This window comes from Pseudoalteromonas rubra (genome assembly GCF_000967655.1).
In the GTDB taxonomy this organism is placed as follows: Bacteria; Pseudomonadota; Gammaproteobacteria; order Enterobacterales; family Alteromonadaceae; genus Pseudoalteromonas; species Pseudoalteromonas rubra_A.
In genome coordinates this window covers 1-17,222 of record NZ_JXYA01000070.1, presented here as the reverse complement: position 1 = coordinate 17,222, position 17,222 = coordinate 1, and the positions used below count along the sequence as shown (strand labels likewise).

Here is a 17,222-nt window from a genome sequence, read left to right as displayed (position 1 = left end):
GCTTAATCTTTGATCCGGCTTCGTCCGCACAAATAAGCAACTGTAGTGAAAGGAAGATCAACATGAGAAAGGTTAAAACTGGTGCTGTTGCACTTTTGCTGGGCAGCGCGTTTAACGCACACGCGCTGCCCATCCCTGATGACTTAGATCAGGCACTCACTGAGCTCATTGCTCAGCATGGCCTGACAGGCAAACCCGATAACGGCTTTGACTTACCCGGCGTCGATGACCCTGAAGTCAAACTGGGTAAGCTGCTGTTTTTTAGCAAAGCGCTCAGTGGCGATAAGCAAGTCGCCTGCGCCAGCTGTCATCATCCCTACCTGGGCGGCGGTGATGGCCTCTCCCTGCCCGTGGGCACACTTGCGCAAGACCCGGATGTACTCGGGCCGGGCCGTAAAACCACCACAGGGCAATTTTATGTGCCACGTAACTCACCCAGTATTTTCAATGCCTGGGTGCATAAACGCAGTTTGTTTCGTGATGCCCGAGTGGAGTTTCTCGACTGGCTGAACCCCGAGCAGGGAATAAGCACGCCGGATGTGCCTCATGGTGAAGCCGATCCCAATGCGGGTGACTCTTTGTTAGCAGCGCAAGCGCGCTTTCCGGTCGTTACCCCCTCTGAGATGCAGGGCTTTGAATTTATGAAAGGCGCGCCCAATGAAGCGGTCAGGGCCCATCTGGCAGCGCGTATCGGCAACTATGGCAGCGCCCAGGGTGAGCTGTTTCGCAACCAGTGGCGGGACTATTTTGCCGCGGTCTATGGCGATAAAAGCGCCGAAGAAATCATTACTTTTGATAATATCACCCGTGCACTGGCGGCCTATCAGCAGTCGATGAACTTTACCGACAACCCCTGGAACCGCTACGTTCAGGGCGATAAAAACGCGCTGAGTGAATCCGAAAAACGCGGGGCCTACCTGTATCTTTACATGCCCCCTCCACCATCAGATGGAGGTAGCGAGCCTGATTTCTTGCCCACCCAGTGCATTGGCTGTCACAATACCGACAGCTTTAGTCAGACCAAAGGCACCAACCACCACCGTCTGGCTTTTCCACAAATTGGGCCGGGGATCGGTGAGCCTGGCGATGAAAGCAATGATCGCGGCCGTATGCTGCGTAACCAGAGCCTGGATGATATCTACAGCTTTCGCTCCACAACCCTGCTGAACGTCGAGGTCACTGGCCCCTATGGGCATGCGGGCAGCTACGATACGCTGGAGGAAGTGGTCGAGCATTACGATGATTACCATGCGGTATTAGATGACTACATAGACAACCAGGGCTGGTGCAGACAGCCCCAATTCAAAGACATAGAAAACTGTGTCGACTTGTTCCCCGATACCCGCCAGCACACCGATGCCGCCGCTAAAATCATCGACGATGAAATTGCCGACGGTGCCCCGGTACTGCGTAAGCTGGAGCTGAGCACTCAAGAAAAAGCGGATCTGGTCAACTTTATGAAGGCCCTGACCGATCCATGTGTAAAGCAAGCTGAGTGCCTCATGGCCTGGCTGCCGCAACCACAGGAAGGCGATCCGGATGGTCTGCAACTGTTTGCCAAAAACTATCAGGGTGTGCCCTTGTATCTGCCCGCAGACTGCCGTCAGGGCGACACGGCGGTAACTGGCAGCCGCTTGTTGCTGGCGCAGGGTGAGTGTATTTCGGGCAAAGCCCATTATTTTTATGTGGATGTCGCACAGGATAGCACCACCTTGTACTTCAGCAGCCGTGGTGGCGCAGGGCGCCCTCGCCTGTTTTACAACCCCGACCAATGGGCCAGTACGGCGAATGCTCAGGCAATATCGCGCGGCACAGGCACCGAGCAGGTGCTGAAAGTGACCGTCAATCGTGGCCGCCACTTTGTTTCTGTGTTGGATCCGCAGGGCTATGAAGGATTGACAATTGCGGCGGGTATCGACAGCGCCCTGCGTGAGCCCGGTGAGCAACCCCGCGATATCGTCAATGCCTGTGAGCAGGGCCTGCCCAGTGGCTATGCTGAGCTTATGCCTGGCCGCGCCCAATGTGCTGCGCCTGGTGATAGTTACTTTTTTATCAAAGTGACTGAGCCGGGTAGCACGCTGGAAATTCGCACCCGACACGGCGCTGGCAACAGCGACCTGTTTGTTAGCAACTTCTGGCCCAGCACCAGCATGTATACCTTTGCCTCACGCTCAGCAGATAACACTGAGTTTCTGCGCATCGACGGCGCAACCCCCGGCTGGTATTACTTTTTGCTCTCAGGTGATGGCCAGAATGAGGGCGTGAGTATTCAGGCCGACCTCATTCGTCCTGACCACCCAAAAGATCATAATCAGAACCGCAAGCCAAACTAGCGTCCTCGCTCTGTTTTGCCCACACGATATCAGAAACCGTGATATCAACCCCCAAAGCCGCAGAAAACACCCTGCGGCTTTTTTCTTCTTCACAGTCTAATCAAAGACTTGCAGTAACCGACAATCTCTTTAACCCGCCTTTAACCGTACACTCTTTAGACTGGCGGTTACTTTTTGCCCGCATCAAAAGTCGGCGGGCAAACCCAAGTGCTTATTCAGAGAATTCATCATGACGTTACTCAACAACCGTTTACTCATTACCCAGCTGGCTTTTTGTGGCCTGTGTGCTGCCATTGTCTTTGCTATTCCTTCTATGGGTGGTGCCGAAGCACAGGCCCAGCCTCAGCCTGGCTCTGAGCAACGCCAACAAACGAGCGCAGCCCTGAGCCTGCCTCAGGTCACGGTCACCCCGGTGCAGGCGGCCAGTTACACTCGGGTCATTACCGCGCATGGCACAGTCAAGGCCACTCACGCACTGACGCTCAGTAGCGAAGTGGGCGGCCGGGTGACTCAGCTCCATCCAGACTTTAAGCAAGGGGCACGCTTGTCGGCTGGGGCCGTACTAGCACGCGTAGACGACACCCAGTTGCAACAGGCGCTGGCCAGTGCTGAAGTATCACTGGCACAAGCCAAATTGGATGCTGAAGAAGAAAAGCTACAGACCTCGCCAAACAAGGCGCAGTGGCGCCAGCTGGCTAGCACCGACAGTAATGGGATCTTGTCTTCTTTACGTGCTCCACAGCAAGACGTGGTGGCCACGCAGCTAAGTTTAGCGAAAGCGGAACTAGAGAGTGCCCGATACAACCTGGCTGCCAGCCAGTTTACTCTGCCCTTTGATGCCACCATAATCACGCGCTCGGTACAGCCTGGCAGTTATGTCCAACCGGGCAGCCCCATTGCCACACTTTACAGCACAGCGCAGGCCGAAGTATCCGTTGAACTCAGCGCCGAGCAATGGCAGCACCTGCCCACTCAGGCGATGCCCGATGGCTGGTCGGTTACGCTCAACGATGCCACAAGCGATACCGCAGACACACAATGGCATGGCCAAGTGACGCGTCTGAGCCAGCATATTGACCCTCAGTCGCGCCAGCGCCTGGCCATTGTCAGCGTAGACAACCCCTTAGATCAGGCTCAACCGCTGTACTTTGGTAGCTATGTGGAGGTGCACATTGAGGGCGTGGAGCAAAACGACCTGTGGCGCATTCCCGCGTCAGCCTTGTCGCAGCAAAATCATATCTGGTATGTCGATAGCGAAAATCGTCTGGCGCACTTTACCCCGCAGATCCAGTTTCGCCAGCACGGCGCCGTTTATATTAAGGCCCGCAAAGGCATGCACCAGGCCAATATCGTGCTGCGCCCGCTCAGCGCCTACCTCGACGGCATGAAGGTCACCCCAGTGACAGAGGAGCGCGCCCATGACTGAACGCTTTTCAATCATTGCCTGGTTTGCCAAAAACCCGGTTGCGGCCAACCTGCTTATGCTGGCGGTGATCCTGCTGGGGCTAAGCAGCGCCGGTAGTCTGCGCAAAGAAGGCTTTCCGCAACAAGACCCGGACACGGTACAGATCAGCGTGGCCTATCCCAGCGGCAGTGCCGCCCAGGCTGAGCAAGGCATTGCAATCGCCATAGAAAATGCCCTGGAATCCGTCAAAGGGATCAAACGCGTTACCACCACGGCCAGCGCCAGCAGTGTGCAGGTACTGGTAGAAAAAACCTCGCAACATGACCTGGATACCTTACAAAGAGACATAAAAAACCAGGTTGATGCCATCTACAACCTGCCAGAAGACGCCGAGAAACCCGTGATCACCACGGCCCAACGAGAGCAGGAAGTGATCCGGGTGCAGCTGTTTGGCGAGCTATCGACTCAGACACTGCAAACCCTGGGCAGCCAGCTTGCCGACGACCTACTGGCTCAGCCCAATATCGCCACACTCAACCAAAACGATCACCGCGATCCGCTGGTGGCCATTGAAATCGACGAGGCACGCCTGCAAGCCTATCAGCTCAGTTTCAGCGACGTGGCCGAGGCCATTAATCAGTACTCCGGCACGGCACTGACCACAAGCCTGCGTAACCCGGATAAGGTACTGCGCCTCAAAGCTGCCGAGCAGGCGCTTTATGCCAGCGACTTTGCCTCGATTGTGGTCGCGACCACCGCTGCGGGCAAAAGCATTCGACTCAGTGACGTTGCCACATTACAAGACACCTTTGCCGATGACAGCTTTCATCTGGCCCGGTTTAACGGTCATCCCACCTATGGCATTACCATAGTGATGGATGAATACGGCGACATGAGTAAAAGCGTGGCACAGGCCAAAGCCGTGGTGGCCAAATGGCAAAGCAAGCTGCCTGAAGGCGCCTCGCTTATCACCTGGTACGACAATTCTAAACTGATCACCGAGCGCCTGAGCCTGCTAAGCCTGAACGCATTGAGCGGTATTGCCCTGGTGTTTATGGTTCTGGCGCTATTTTTAAACCTGAAAGTGGCTTTCTGGGTTGCTGCGGGCCTGCCTTTTGTGTTCTTTGGCAGCCTGTATTTTATGACTGAGCCCTACACGGGCATGACCCTCAACGAAATGACCACCTTTGGCTTTATTATGGCGCTGGGCATAGTCGTAGACGACGCCGTGGTAGTGGGTGAAAGTATTTACACCACCCGAAAACGCTTTGGCGACACCCTCAGCAACACCATCAAAGGCACCCACCTGGTCGCAGTCCCTACTCTGTTTGGCGTATTAACAACCGTTGCGGCCTTTGCGGCACTGGCCAATATTTCGGGCGGGCTGGGCGTCTTGTATGCGCAGTTTGGTACTGTAGTTACCTTATGTTTATTGCTGTCGGTGGTGGAGTCTAAACTGATCTTACCGGCGCATCTGGCGCACATTCGCACCCGACAAAAAACCCAGCAACAACCAAACCGCATCGCGATGCTGTGGCATCGCGTGCAACAAAAGGCAGACGGTCTACTGACCGGCTTTAATCTGCGCCTGTACAAGCCCGCACTGGAGCGCGTGATGCACTTTCGCTACGCCGCACTGATGGGCTTTGTTGCACTGTTTTTTCTGGCCATCAGCCTGATCACCCAGGGCATGGTCAGAGTGGGCTTTTTCCCCGGACTGCCAGCCGATACCATCACCGCCACCATGACACTTTATAACGACGCCAGTTTTGGCCAGACTGCCCGTAACCTGGATCAGCTCGAGGCCCAGCTATATCAGGCCGAGCAGCAGTTGCTGGACGAGCAAAACATCAGCCACATCGCCAGCGTGTCGGTCAGTGCCACGGGCGATCAGAGCGGCACACTCAATGTGGAGCTGGCCGGCACCCAGCCCTATGCACTGAGCGAACTGGCGAAGCGCTGGCGCGCCATCGCAGGCACCCCGGAGGCCAGTAAAACCTTGCACATTCAGGCGCAACTGGCGCGCGTGTCCAACTTTAAGGTGGAGCTAAAAAGTACCAGCGACGAAACGTTAGAGGCCGCCGAAGCGACCTTGCAACAGGCGCTGCGCGATATCAGTGGTGTACACAGCATCGACAGCTCGCTGGCACCGGGCGAAGCGACGATGCGCTTTGAAGTCACCGAAGAAGGCGAAATGCGCGGCTTTACTACCCAGCTACTGGCACGCCAGCTGTTGCAAGCCTTTGGCGGAGAAGTGGTACAACGCTATATGCGCAACAAAGATGAAGTGAAAGTAAGGGTTCGCTACCCGCTGGATGAGCGCAGCGAACAAGGGGATGTGCTTGCAGCCCGGGTGCGTGCCCCGGACGGGCGAACCGTGCCGCTGGGCAACGTTGCTAACGTAATCTACACCAGCGAAGTGCAGTCCATTACCCGTATCAACGGCGTCAGAGCGGTCACCGTGTCCGCTGCGGTGAATAAAACCCAGCTGACCCCCACGGAATTGGTGGCCCAACTGGAACAAAGTGTGGTCCCAGAGCTACGTGCGCAGTACCCGGATCTGGCGCTGCACTTTGCCGGAGAAGCCGAGCACCAAAAAGAAGCCACCGACTCCATGAGCTCGGCTTACCTGCTGGCGCTGCTGGCCATCTATGCGCTGCTGGCTATCCCTCTGAAATCCTACTGGCAGCCGCTGATCATCATGTCGGTGATCCCGTTTGGCTTCGTGGGCGCGATTTTAGGACACTGGGGCTTAGGTTTAACGCTCAGTATTCTATCCTTAAATGGCATACTGGCGCTCAGTGGCGTGGTGATCAACGACAGCCTGCTGCTGGTCAGCCAGTTAAATCGCTATCGCAATGAGGGGAAAACCATGCAAAATGCGCTACTTGAAGCCTGCACGGGTCGCCTGCGCGCAATACTGCTGACGTCACTGACCACCTTTGCCGGGCTGTATCCTATTTTAGGCGAAACCTCTCAGCAGGCACAGTTTCTGATCCCCGCTGCGGCATCGCTGGGCTATGGCATCTTGTTTGCCACTGCCATCACCTTGTTTTTAATTCCTGTGTTACTGCTGATCAGCCACGATATTGCTAACCTGATGAGCCGATTCAGCCCCACCCGTACGGAGCATGTCCCCCATGATCAACGTCATTTTAGTTGAGGATGACCTGGCACTGGCCGGTAACATCATTGATTACTTTGAGCTGGAAAACATCATCTGCGACCACGCAGCCAACGGGGTCGCCGCGCTTAACCTGATCCGCGATAATCACTATCAGGTGATCATTCTGGATTTGAATCTGCCGCGTATGGATGGCCTGCAGATCTGTCAGGCACTGCGCGACGAAGGCGACGATACCTCAGTGATCATGCTCACCGCGAGAGATCAGCTCGAAGACAAACTGGCCGGTTTTGCCACCGGCTGCGACGATTACCTGGTCAAACCCTTTGCCATGATGGAGCTGGTGGTCAGGGTAAAAACCCTGGCCAAACGCAAAAGCGGCGAAATAAAACGGCTGGAGCTGGCCGGGTTATGCCTGGATATAGATGGCCGTGACGCCACGTATCATGGCAGCCGACTGAAACTCAGCCCAACCGGCATGGTAATACTCGAAACCCTGCTGCGCGCTCACCCTAACCTGGTTACCAGACAAGTACTGTTACAGGCTATCTGGGGCGATGAACAGCCCGACAGCAACGCACTTAAAGTGCATATTCACCACCTGCGCAAAGCGCTGGCGGCATGCACAGCCCATATCACCCTCGACGCCATTCCCAGACAGGGCTTTAAGCTGCATTGCCATGAGGAGAAAGTTTAATGGCCCCCATACATATGAGCTTGCGCCGCTATATTCTTGCCGCCCTGCTGGTGCTGGCCACTTTGGTGATCAGTCTGCTATCAGTGCTCTGGACCAACAGTTTTTTTACCGGGCTCGATGACATGATGAAAGGCACTATGCTGAATATGGCTCAGGCCCACCATCCGCAGCCCGGTTATCCGATCCAGGCGCACAACTTTGTGGTGGCCAGTCAGTGGCAGGATTTACCCGAGCCCATCCGTGCGGCGTTTACCCGCCAGGAAATAGAGACCAACACATTACACAAACTGGTTACCCGGGATAATATGCTGACAAGGCCCAGCGAAGCCCGCTTTGTGATGTTTTTTGAAACGCCCAATGGCCAGTCCGGCTTTGTGGCCCACCATTTTACCGCCCCAAAAACACCGCCTAAATCCTGGTTTCAGGGGCCTGAAATATTGGGAATACTCTTTGCGCTGGGCACCCTTGCACTGTTTGCTGCGATCCTGGTGATGCTGATGCGCACCGTGACCCGGCCCGTTGCAGAGCTGCATGCATGGGCCGCCGAGCTGGATCATCACTCGCTCGACGAGCCGCCACCAGTATTCAGGTATCGCGAGCTGACCACACTGGCGGAACTTATCCAGCAAAGCCTGCAACAGGTCAAACATAGCCTCGACCGGGAGCAGGAGTTTGTCAGCTACGCCAGCCACGAACTGCGCACGCCCATCGCCGTGATCCGCAGCAGCGTAGAGCTGCTGCACCGCCTGGACGACCCCCGCAACGACAAAGGCCAAAAAGCACTGATGCGCATAGACCACGCTAGCCAGGCCATGGTCGCACTCACCGAAACCCTATTGTGGCTAAGCCGCAAGGGGCAACCACTGCGGGATTTAAGACCGGTTAAACTGGCTGAGCTAGTAGACGCACTGATGCAGGACCTGGCCTACCTTAAACAGGGCAAGCAGGTTGATGTTGCGATGCATACCGACGACTATCGCTGCGAGCTGTCCCACTCTGGCGCCACCATTGTGATTGGCAACCTGCTGAGAAATGCTATTCAGCACACCCATCATGGTGCAATTTCAGTGACCCAGACGCAACATATTTTGGAGATTGAAAACCGTGAATATGCTCATAGCACTGAGGATAATGCACAAAACACGCACATGCCGGACGAGTTAAATAATGCCTCTGGTTATGGCCTGGGCCTGGACCTGGCGCGCAGGCTGTGCAACGAGTTAGGCTGGCAGCTGAATATCACCCATGATGCGCAGCGTTTTTGTGTAACATTAATCTTAACGCAGCGCTACTGAGGCTGCTGCAAACAAGGTGCGCCACCTTGTTTGCAGCCATACTCTCAATAGACAAAGGGCTTTAGCCCTGTTTCAGCTTTTCGCGGCGCAACTTTAACAGCCACGACGACTTATTTTTCTGCGCATCATAGAACACAGACATGGTAAAAAAGAACATCAAAAGCAAAATAATGTGTGCAGCAAGGCTTACCCCAAACACAATCATACTGCCAATATAGGTGGCAAAGGCAAAGCTCCACATACAGGCTAAAACAGTCATAATGTGGAAGCGGCTCACTGGATCTGGAATGTGCCGAAGCGGGTTTCTGGTGGAGTCAAAAATATAGGTGTAACCGTCATATACTTTGAGTGCGAACTGTTTCATAGCTACCTCTGGGTCAGAAAATAGTTCATTCTTTACTACGCGTGCGGTTGCATTTTGGATCTTAAAATCACATCAGGCTGAGCCCGCAAATACCCGCCTTTGTGTGTATTTTGATGTGCCCGCGTTCCTGAACTGATTACATAGGCCGTTACAATCTCGGTTTTGCTCCACTGGCTTTTTCATAATATGCTAATCACTGCAACAACATGACGCCGCCTCAGCGCATCAATATGGATAGCCGACTGTTGGGAAACTTAATCATAAAGGACTAATTTAAATGTATAAATCCAGATATTCGGAGCTCGACTGGCTCAGAGTTTTGCTGATTTTTGCTGTATTTCTGCACCATGTGTTTATGCCGTTTAACGGAGATGGCTGGCACATAATGAACTCTGAATCGAGTAAAGTGCTTGATGATATTATGGTGTATTTTGAGCAAGTCAGGCTCCACACCCTCTTTTTCATCGCAGGTGCCGGGTCGGTGTTACTGCTCCACAAAGTATCGGCAAGCGCATTCCTTACTACCAAAGTGCATCGGTTGTTTATTCCGCTTATCTTCGCGATGATGATTGTGGTACCGCCACAGAATTACTTCGAAAACATTCAGGAATATCAAAATTTAGCTCAGGCATATAGCAGCCTGATGTTTGCCTTTAATGCAAACCACCTTTGGTTTGTGGAGTTTCTATTTATCTTTATGCTGCTGGCTGTGCCTGTTAATGTGATGCTTGGCACGTCATCAGGGCACGCTTTACTTCAGGCGATGGAACGCATCGCGGTGCGAAAACACGGCTTGCTGTTACTGGGATTGGTGGTCCTAGGGATACGATTGTGCCTTAAAAGCGTTATGCGTTCACAAGATACAAGCTTATTTAATCTGTCTGTTTCGCTGTTCTTCTTACTGTTTTTTATGGCGGGTATGTGTTTTATGAAAAACCCTAGGATTTGGCAAGCGCTGGCAGACAACCGCGCCACCAATTTTAAGTGGTTGATAGTAAGCTCTATCGCATTTTACGCCTGGTATTACAAACCTGACATTAGCGACTATGTATCGCTGGATATGCGCTGGCAACTATGGTGGCTTATCAGTGCACTCGTGTCCTGGACCGGCTTACTCACCTTAGTCGGTTATGCCAGTGCGTGGTGCAAACAAACCCCCAAATGGCTGCACGTGACCAATGAACTGATTTATCCGTTTTATATTGTGCATCAGACCGTGATTGTTGCGCTTGCCTATTACATTGTGCAGTGGGATGCCGGTATTGCGATTAAATCACTCAGCCTGTTGTGCTCGTCGCTGCTCATCTGCGTTGTTATTTGTCTCTTTGTTATCAGGCCATTTAACCTGACGCGCTACCTGTTTGGCTTAAAGACCGCCAAACCAAAACCTCCGCAAAGCGTCGCAGTGTCTGAAGAGCGATGACCACAACCTGCACAGAGGCACACCCGGACTGATTGTTATGCCACTCATGACACACATAATTTGGGCTATCACCCCTTTTATTCTGATAGCCCCGCTTATCTTGATACTCAGAACATCCGCCTGGGTGTGTTCATTATCAACAGTGCGCTGCTCTGTGTCATTCTGCTGGCGTCGTATCTTAGAAACAAAGCATAAGCTGTATTACAAGCACAGTTGCCCCCGCTCGCCTATTGATGACCTGCCAACTACACTAGGTGAGTAACCTAAGTACAGCGCCTGGAATAACATGATTTATCGTATCTTAGTCACGATTGTGCTACTGCTGTGTGCGCCTTTGGCGGCAGGGCAAAACAGTTTTAAAGTCGTCTATTACGATGCCTTCCCGCCCTATTCGTTTAAAACCCAGGACGGACAGATGACAGGTATTCTGGTCGATATTGTCACTGAGGTACTTGAGAAAGAGCTCGGCCTGAAAGTAGTGCATGAAGGGTATCCCTGGGGCAGAGCACAAAGAATGGTGTTCAATGGCCAGGCCGATGCGTTTGTTTCGGTGCCCACCAGCGCACGACTAAAATACGTTAGTGCCTCTGAACAACCAGTATTCGTTGGACCAATTAATTTATTCACTTATACCAATCACCCAGACATGGCGGCTTTACTGCGTGTATCGAATACCAGCGCGCTGAGCGCTTTTAATATTCTTGATTACATAGGCAACGGCTGGGCAGAGGCAAATCTGCCGCAGCGCGCTTATAAGCGCCGCCTGCTTTCAAATATCTCCAGTGCTTTACAGATGCTGGCAAAGAAACGAGGTGATGTTGTAGTCACTGACCGGGTTGTGGCGCACTATTTTATCGCTAAGCACAATTTGCAAGACGTGGTGACTGAGCTACCCGCAACGCTCGATATCGTGCCCTTTTCGCTTTGCATTTCTCATCAGTCACCACACCTTGGCGTATTGGAAGCGTTTTCCAAAGCCGTAGTGTACTTTCGCCAGCAAGGTGGCGAGCAACGCATATTAGATAAGTATAAATAGAAGTGGCAGGCACCTAGTTTGCATCAATATGCCGCACTACCCCTTACATCTCGCCTATTTTTGTGGCACAAAAGGCAGGCTTTGCAGCGTTCAAACCGCTTCCCCCTCGATATCGCCGTCAATTCGTGATTGATCTTTTTCATCCCTGTAAATAAACAACCTATTGAATATAAATAAAAAGAAAAAAGCACTGCTAAAAAAACAAGTATCTTCACACAAAGATACTTGACGGCATCACAAATACACAATATCTTTAAATCAAGACTCTTTAAGTGAGCTTAACTTTATAAAATGACGTACAGACAGGCCAGGCAGGTGCAAGTGATTGATAAAACCCGGCTAAAGCCCGGACGCTCAAGATTGAAGTACACAGCGCTTTTGCACAAACCAAAGCTTGCTCAACCGATCTGCGTCAGGTGGCAATTTAACGCGCCTGACTTTTATCACTAAGGAGAGAAACCGTGCTCGCAATAAATGTAAGGCCGGTATTTTGGCCCGACGACAATACGGCGAATGTGACTGAACCAGGACACACAAGCCAACAGCACAGCTTGTATCGCAAGGTGTGCAATTCAACAGCCAGCTACTGTCAGCTGGAAATAGTTCACCGGTTGCAGGAAAAAAGCCCGGAGCAACACAATGTCAGGGGGTGGTATGAATAACAAACAACTGATTTTTTGGATGATGATTGCAATGATAGCTCCCATCATCTGGGGTAGCACTTACATTGTGACCACTGAATTGTTACCGGCCGACAAGCCGCTTATCGCGTCGGTTTTACGGGCTCTGCCTGCAGGTATTTTGCTGGTTCTACTGGGCCGTAAGCTGCCACAAGGCGTGTGGTGGATGCGTTCAATTGTACTTGGCCTGCTCAATATTGGTGGCTTCTTTTACTGCCTGTTTGTTGCCGCGTACCTGCTGCCAGGAGGAGTTGCTGCGCTGATCATGTCGTGCCAGCCCATTATAGTGATGTTACTTGGCGCATTACTGTTAAAAAACAAACTAAAGGCCCGACAGTTTGTCGCCTGCCTGATAGGTGCGCTGGGCGTGTCCTTGCTGGTGCTTGAGCCAAATATGGCGCTCCCCGCAGCCGGCGTACAGGCTGGACTGGCAGGGGCGATGTCTATGGCAACTGGCATTGTGCTCACTAAAAAATGGGGTAAACCGGCAGATGTGTCTGTGTACACCTTCACCGGCTGGCAGCTGGTGGTCGGCGGCTTGTTTTTACTGCCCATTGCGCTTATCCAGGAGGGCTTTCCCAGCGCATTAACGGTGAACAATCTGATCGGCTACACCTATCTGAGCCTGATTGGCGCGCTGGTCGCTTATGTAGTGTGGTTTAAGGCAATTGAAAAACTGCCTGTGGTCACTGTGTCTTTTATCTCATTTGCCAGTCCATTATCGGCCACGTTACTGGGCTACCTGGTACTCGGGGAAGTATTGACCTTAAGTCAAATACTGGGGACCTGTGTCATCGTGCTGGCCATCACCATTTCGCAGCAACAGCTGTTTAACCGGGCACTTGCAAGCCCGGCAACCAATAAAGCGCTATCCAAAGCGTAACTCAGAATTCAAACTCATTAAGGATATAACGATGAATACTCTATTTGACGCAACTGAATACGGCAGCATTAAAGCCAACAACCGCTTTGTGATGGCACCAATGAGCCGCAACCGCGCCACTGAACTTGGCCTGGCTACCCCTTTGATGGCCACGTATTACAGCCAGCGGGCCACGGCCGGATTGATTATTACTGAGGGCATACAGCCGAACCAGATTGGCCAGGGCTACATGAACTCACCCGGCCTGCACACCTATGAACAGGCGCAAAGCTGGTTACCAGTCACCACCAAGGTGCACGAAAAAGGCGGCAAAATTGTTGCCCAGCTTATGCACTGCGGCCGCATTGGCCACCCCAGCTTGTATCCAAGTGCACACCAGTCCGTTGCGCCATCCGCCGTCACCGCAAATGGCCAGACATTTACTCCTGAGGGCATGCAAGATTTTGCGCCGCCAAGAGCACTGACGTATGAAGAGATCCAGGCCACCATTGCTGATTTTGCGCAGGCCGCTAAGTTTGCCATCCTCGGCGGATTTGATGGCGTAGAGATCCACGCAGGTAACGGCTTTTTACCGCATCAGTTTTTAGCCAGCAACACCAACCTGCGCGACGACGAATACGGCGGCAGCATAGAGAACCGCATTCGCTTTATCCTGGAAGTAATCGCCGCGGTTACTGATGCCATAGGCGCAGATAAAGTGGGCCTTCGACTCTCACCGCATAACCAGTTCAATGACATTAATGAAACCGATACTCAGCCGCTATATCAGGCGCTGATTAAGGCATTACCAACAAACCTGGCGTATTTACATATTATGGAAGCGGCCTGTCGCGACACCAGTAAAATGCTCCGTGATTTGTGGCAAGGCCCCCTGATCCTTAACCCGCACCAGTCGTGGGAAGACGGCCCGACAACACCAGCCATTGCCACCCAGGTTTTACAACAAGATCTGTGCGATGGCGTAGGAATTGGCGCCCTGTTTGTTGCCAACCCCGACCTGGTAGAAAGAGCCAGAGTGGGCGCCGACTATAACGAAGTGGATGACAGCAAGTTTTATGGTGGCGGAGCCGAAGGCTATACCGACTACCCGACACTTGAGGAGATAGCAGTGACCGCCTGAGTCTGATTAACGGTCTGACTCTCCTTTACCGACCGCAAGGGTGATTTATCACCCTTTTTGTTTTGCTCTTAAAAACAGGAACCTGATTTCAGATAATAAGTGCGACATAATCGCCGAATAAAGGTTGGTTTAGTGTTTTTGGCTTTCTGGGGCCTTTGTTACAAGCCAATATACACAAATACTTCGTCTTGTTTTTCAAAATTCATAAGCGACTGACCATATTGTGCTTATATCTTGTTTTCAATTTCATGTTGTAGTTTTTCAAGCTCATCGAGGACTTTCATAAATTTAGTCCCAAAGTCAGTTACTTTGTACTCTACCCTCGGTGGCACCTCATTGTAAGAAATTCGCTCCAGGATCCCAAACTCCGTATTTTTACGTAGGCACTGGTTCAGAACTTTAGTGGTTAAACCTTCAATGCTGCGGACCATTTCACCAGGCCGATTGATCCCATCTGCCAATAGCTGATAAACCGTAAGAGACCATTTACAACCATAAATAGTCTCCACTATCTTTGCACTTTCAGTCGGTGCAGTTTTTCTTAAATATTTTTTTTCTCTATTTTTCATAAAGATGTACCAAAAAGTACCTACCTTACCAATTTGTACTTACTTTTTAACGCGACAGTGGTTCGATAAATTATCTCCGTACCTTAACATATATCGGAGAAAATCCATGACAACTTCAAATATTGCATTAATCATCGGCGGTTCAAGTGGAATGGGTTTGGCAACAGCAAAACAACTCATCGCTCAGGGAACCAGTGTTATTATCTTAGGCAACAACGTTGAAAAGCTGGAGTCGGCCAAGTCTCAGTTAACCGCAATAGCGAGCAATGACATTATTATTGAGACATTACAAGCCAATCTCTATGAGCAACAAGATGTTGATAGAGTCATTCAAACAATAAATGCGGACCAAAGACATATCCAGTACCTTGTTAATTCGGCAGGTTACTTCAATCCTAAGCCTTATTTAGAGCACGGATTTGAGGATTATGATGCTTATGCTGTACTGAATCGGGCTACCTTTTTTATAAGCCAAGCCGTATCCCAGAATATGCGTAACAATGGCGGTGGTTCCATTGTTCATATTGGTTCAATGTGGGCTAAGCAGGCGATCAAAGCAACTCCTTCTTCTGCTTATTCCATGGCAAAAGCAGGATTACACGCGCTAACGCAGCATATGGCAATGGAGCTGGCCGACCATAATATTAGGGTAAATGCAGTGTCACCAGCGGTAGTGAAAACCCCAATTTACGAAACGTTTATCGATCCGGCAGAAGTGGACGATGCCCTTGCAGGATTTGACAGTTTCCATCCCATTGGTCGTATTGGCACACCAGATGACATTGCCAACGCTATTATGTTTCTGTTGAACGAGCGTGCAAGCTGGATAACAGGCGCAATTTGGGACGTTGACGGCGGTGTTATGGCTGGCAGAAATTAGGCAACCATCTTTACTGGAGGTCAATATGACTACTTTAATCAATGCTGATTTCAAGCAACGTGTTGTAATTCGACCCGCCGACTATAAGTGGGTTGATTCTCCGATGCCTGGCGTTGAGCGCATGATGCTTGATCGCATTGGAGATGAAGTCGCACGAGCGACCTCTATCGTTCGTTACGCACCATACACAAGTTTTTCGCCACACACTCATAGTGGTGGCGAAGAATTCTTAGTACTTGATGGGGTGTTTTCGGACGAGCATCAAAATTACGCAAAGGGGAGCTATGTACGCAATCCAATTGGTACGTCTCACACACCCAATATAGGGAAAGAAGGCGCAACTATATTGGTAAAGCTACATCAATTTGCTCAGGACGACACAGAACAAAAAGTAATAGACACTCAGAACCACCCTTGGCACCAAGGGCTTGTTGATGGGCTAACGGTAATGCCGTTGCATGAGTTTAAAGGCGAGAAGGTCGCCCTGGTAAAATGGTCACCTAACACTCAATTTCAATTGCATACCCATTGGGGAGGAGAAGAAATCTTTGTTTTGGAAGGCACGTTTTATGATGAGCATGGCCAATATCCCACAGGCACCTGGCTTCGTAGCCCCCACATGAGCCAGCATACGCCTTTTACGAAAGAGGATGGCGCATTGATTTATGTGAAGGTGGGTCATTTGTAAGTTTAACGCCTTGCTCAGACGCTTATTTTGTCTAGTGTTTTTTGTGCAAATATAGGAGCTTGCGACCCGTGCACAAAAAACGGCGAAGCAAAACATGTCGTTTGTAGCAACTTGTTAGACATACGACTAAGTTAAAGACTCTGTAAAATCAACATATTCTCTTAGAATTTTATTTGATTTATATTTAGCTCTTATGGAACGAATCAATGGCATAAAACGAATATAGTATTGTTCGTAGGCCTCACCGAAATAGTCATGGACAATTTTTGTTGAAACAGTATCATTTTTAGACATTAACGCTAAAAGCTCAAAATAATTAAGAACCTTAATTATTGCGATGTAAACTGTTTCTTTTTCATTGATTAGTTTAAGAATTTCTGCTTCATCTTTCGAGCAATTTTCATCCCAAAAAACTTTGACAGTTTGATTAGCAGCTATAAGACTATCTTCATGCCACTTTGAAAGCATATCAAACGTATATTTGTTGATGTCATTTCGATTATTCTGTTCATGATTTTGAGCAAGCAACCGAATATTCATTCCCATATATAGGATCGTTAATGCTCCAACAGTCATGGCAATAATTATTGAAATTCCTTTCATATCTTGGGTTTCACCATAGTAGAACCAAGATAATAAAAGCATAATGCTAAAACCCAAGACCGCAGTTACGTACTTTATTCTAATCTTTTTATTAAACTCATCCATGGGCACGGCGGGATCGC

At 50.8% G+C, this 17,222-nt stretch carries 15 protein-coding genes; 12 read left to right on the top strand and 3 right to left on the bottom strand.

What is annotated here, in order from left to right; genetic code table 11:
• Positions 1–62: 62 nt before the first annotated feature.
• The 5 genes from TW77_RS22590 to TW77_RS22570 all read left to right on the top strand — a co-directional run bounded on the left by TW77_RS22590 (position 63) and on the right by TW77_RS22570 (position 8,854).
• Positions 63–2,333, top strand: a complete 2,271-nt coding sequence (locus TW77_RS22590; protein ID WP_046007227.1) for a cytochrome c peroxidase — start codon at positions 63–65, stop codon at positions 2,331–2,333.
• Between the two features lie 229 nt (positions 2,334–2,562).
• Entirely contained in the window at positions 2,563–3,759 is a 1,197-nt protein-coding gene (locus tag TW77_RS22585; protein WP_052713319.1) for an efflux RND transporter periplasmic adaptor subunit, read from the top strand.
• Positions 3,752–6,901, top strand: a complete 3,150-nt coding sequence (locus TW77_RS22580; protein ID WP_046007226.1) for an efflux RND transporter permease subunit — start codon at positions 3,752–3,754, stop codon at positions 6,899–6,901. The genes TW77_RS22585 and TW77_RS22580 overlap by 8 nt, the downstream gene beginning before the upstream one ends.
• On the top strand, positions 6,879–7,559 hold the full coding sequence (locus TW77_RS22575; protein WP_046007225.1) for a response regulator transcription factor: 681 nt from the start codon (positions 6,879–6,881) through the stop codon (positions 7,557–7,559). The genes TW77_RS22580 and TW77_RS22575 overlap by 23 nt, the downstream gene beginning before the upstream one ends.
• Entirely contained in the window at positions 7,559–8,854 is a 1,296-nt protein-coding gene (locus tag TW77_RS22570; RefSeq protein ID WP_052713318.1) for a sensor histidine kinase, read from the top strand. Before TW77_RS22575 ends, TW77_RS22570 begins: the two co-directional genes overlap by 1 nt.
• Positions 8,855–8,915: 61 nt before the next feature.
• Here TW77_RS22570 and TW77_RS22565 read toward each other — a convergent pair whose 3' ends face one another.
• Positions 8,916–9,218 carry a hypothetical protein gene (locus tag TW77_RS22565; protein ID WP_046007224.1) on the bottom strand — a complete coding sequence of 101 codons (303 nt, stop codon included), beginning with the start codon at positions 9,216–9,218 and terminating at the stop codon, positions 8,916–8,918.
• A gap of 277 nt (positions 9,219–9,495) precedes the next feature.
• Between TW77_RS22565 and TW77_RS22560 the strand changes: the two genes are divergently transcribed.
• The 5 genes from TW77_RS22560 (at position 9,496) to TW77_RS22545 (ending at position 14,360) form a co-directional block, all read left to right on the top strand.
• Positions 9,496–10,641, top strand: a complete 1,146-nt coding sequence (locus TW77_RS22560; RefSeq protein WP_046007223.1) for an acyltransferase family protein — start codon at positions 9,496–9,498, stop codon at positions 10,639–10,641.
• 286 nt (positions 10,642–10,927) lie between these two features.
• The gene (locus tag TW77_RS22555; RefSeq protein ID WP_046007222.1) at positions 10,928–11,677 is read left to right on the top strand and encodes a substrate-binding periplasmic protein; all 750 of its coding nucleotides are present in this window, start codon (positions 10,928–10,930) and stop codon (positions 11,675–11,677) included.
• Between the two features lie 461 nt (positions 11,678–12,138).
• Positions 12,139–12,339: a hypothetical protein gene (locus tag TW77_RS25305; protein WP_156158742.1), complete on the top strand. Its 201-nt coding sequence runs from the start codon at positions 12,139–12,141 to the stop codon at positions 12,337–12,339.
• Entirely contained in the window at positions 12,332–13,240 is a 909-nt protein-coding gene (locus TW77_RS22550; protein ID WP_046007221.1) for an EamA family transporter, read from the top strand. The genes TW77_RS25305 and TW77_RS22550 overlap by 8 nt, the downstream gene beginning before the upstream one ends.
• A 31-nt stretch (positions 13,241–13,271) precedes the next feature.
• Positions 13,272–14,360 (top strand): alkene reductase, encoded by a 1,089-nt coding sequence (locus tag TW77_RS22545; RefSeq protein WP_046007220.1) that lies wholly within the window; start codon positions 13,272–13,274, stop codon positions 14,358–14,360.
• Positions 14,361–14,587: 227 nt separating this feature from the next.
• On the opposite strand, the gene TW77_RS22540 is transcribed toward TW77_RS22545, so the two are convergent.
• Positions 14,588–14,929, bottom strand: coding sequence for a winged helix-turn-helix transcriptional regulator (locus tag TW77_RS22540; protein WP_046007219.1), 342 nt, complete (start codon positions 14,927–14,929; stop codon positions 14,588–14,590).
• A gap of 106 nt (positions 14,930–15,035) precedes the next feature.
• Between TW77_RS22540 and TW77_RS22535 the strand changes: the two genes are divergently transcribed.
• Both TW77_RS22535 and TW77_RS22530 read left to right on the top strand, forming a co-directional pair.
• The gene (locus tag TW77_RS22535; protein WP_046007218.1) at positions 15,036–15,809 is read left to right on the top strand and encodes an SDR family NAD(P)-dependent oxidoreductase; all 774 of its coding nucleotides are present in this window, start codon (positions 15,036–15,038) and stop codon (positions 15,807–15,809) included.
• 25 nt (positions 15,810–15,834) lie between these two features.
• Positions 15,835–16,497 carry a cupin domain-containing protein gene (locus TW77_RS22530; protein WP_046007217.1) on the top strand — a complete coding sequence of 221 codons (663 nt, stop codon included), beginning with the start codon at positions 15,835–15,837 and terminating at the stop codon, positions 16,495–16,497.
• Positions 16,498–16,623: 126 nt separating this feature from the next.
• Here the strand turns inward: TW77_RS22530 and TW77_RS22525 are convergent.
• A partial coding sequence (locus tag TW77_RS22525) for a DUF4760 domain-containing protein (RefSeq protein ID WP_046007216.1) occupies positions 16,624–17,222 on the bottom strand: 599 nt, incomplete at its 5' end.

Excerpts from the sequence above, each read along its gene's own strand:
- TW77_RS22570 (WP_052713318.1), top strand. The coding sequence starts at position 7,559 with ATGGCCCCCATACATATGAGCTTGCGCCGCTATATTCTTGCCGCCCTG.
- TW77_RS22585 (WP_052713319.1), top strand. The coding sequence starts at position 2,563 with ATGACGTTACTCAACAACCGTTTACTCATTACCCAGCTGGCTTTTTGT.
- TW77_RS22575 (WP_046007225.1), top strand. The coding sequence starts at position 6,879 with ATGATCAACGTCATTTTAGTTGAGGATGACCTGGCACTGGCCGGTAAC.
- TW77_RS22530 (WP_046007217.1), top strand. The coding sequence starts at position 15,835 with ATGACTACTTTAATCAATGCTGATTTCAAGCAACGTGTTGTAATTCGA.
- TW77_RS22555 (WP_046007222.1), top strand. The coding sequence starts at position 10,928 with ATGATTTATCGTATCTTAGTCACGATTGTGCTACTGCTGTGTGCGCCT.
- TW77_RS22565 (WP_046007224.1), bottom strand. The coding sequence starts at position 9,218 with ATGAAACAGTTCGCACTCAAAGTATATGACGGTTACACCTATATTTTT.
- TW77_RS22580 (WP_046007226.1), top strand. The coding sequence starts at position 3,752 with ATGACTGAACGCTTTTCAATCATTGCCTGGTTTGCCAAAAACCCGGTT.
- TW77_RS22540 (WP_046007219.1), bottom strand. The coding sequence starts at position 14,929 with ATGAAAAATAGAGAAAAAAAATATTTAAGAAAAACTGCACCGACTGAA.
- TW77_RS22550 (WP_046007221.1), top strand. The coding sequence starts at position 12,332 with ATGAATAACAAACAACTGATTTTTTGGATGATGATTGCAATGATAGCT.
- TW77_RS22535 (WP_046007218.1), top strand. The coding sequence starts at position 15,036 with ATGACAACTTCAAATATTGCATTAATCATCGGCGGTTCAAGTGGAATG.
- TW77_RS22560 (WP_046007223.1), top strand. The coding sequence starts at position 9,496 with ATGTATAAATCCAGATATTCGGAGCTCGACTGGCTCAGAGTTTTGCTG.
- TW77_RS22545 (WP_046007220.1), top strand. The coding sequence starts at position 13,272 with ATGAATACTCTATTTGACGCAACTGAATACGGCAGCATTAAAGCCAAC.
- TW77_RS22590 (WP_046007227.1), top strand. The coding sequence starts at position 63 with ATGAGAAAGGTTAAAACTGGTGCTGTTGCACTTTTGCTGGGCAGCGCG.